The sequence below is a fragment of the Streptomyces alkaliphilus genome (assembly GCF_014141535.1).
GTDB classification, from domain to species: Bacteria; Actinomycetota; Actinomycetes; order Streptomycetales; family Streptomycetaceae; genus Streptomyces; species Streptomyces alkaliphilus.
The window spans coordinates 1-583 of the sequence record NZ_VKHT01001641.1 but is presented as its reverse complement, the minus strand read 5'-3'; the positions used below and the strand labels follow the sequence as shown (position 1 = coordinate 583).

1 protein-coding gene is annotated in these 583 nt (G+C 73.9%); it reads left to right on the top strand.

What is annotated here, in order from left to right; translation table 11 throughout:
• Positions 1–22 precede the first annotated feature (22 nt).
• Positions 23–466, top strand: coding sequence for a PH domain-containing protein (locus FNQ90_RS26105; protein ID WP_228471623.1), 444 nt, complete (start codon positions 23–25; stop codon positions 464–466).
• The last annotated feature ends 117 nt before the right edge of the window (positions 467–583 follow it).

Here is a 583-nt window from a genome sequence, read left to right as displayed (position 1 = left end):
CACCGGGTCCGAGCCCCCCGCCCTGCCCATGGTCTTCAGCCCCACCCGCACCCGGGTCGTGCTGATGACACTCGGCGCCCTGTCCTTCGTCGTCCTCACCGTCATCGCGGTCCTCCTCCCGGCCGGCGGCGCCGTCGCCTGGGGGGTGGCGGAGAAGGTGGCCATCGCCCTCAGCGGCCTGTTGATCTGGGCGGTGCTCGCCCTGCTCAGCAGGCCGCGGGCGGTGGCCCGGCCCGAGGGCCTGACGGTCGTGAACCTGACCCGCGGCCGCACCCTGGAGTGGCCCGAGATCGTCGGGGTCAACCTGCGCTCGGGCGACCCCTGGGTCTCCCTGGACCTCCAGGACGGCAGCACCCTGGCGGTCATGGCCATCCAGCCCGGCGTGGGCCGGGAGCGGGCGATCTCCGAGACGCGTGCCCTGCGCCGTCTGGTGGAGGAGTACGGCACCGCCGGTTCCGGGGGCTGAGGGGCGACCCGGCATCGTCCCGAACGGGCGTTCCCGGGTGGCCGGATCGACGGTCGGATCCCACCATGGGGAGGAGATCGGTCCGGTTCCCGCAGGAAGCGAGTCCCATGCCCGTCC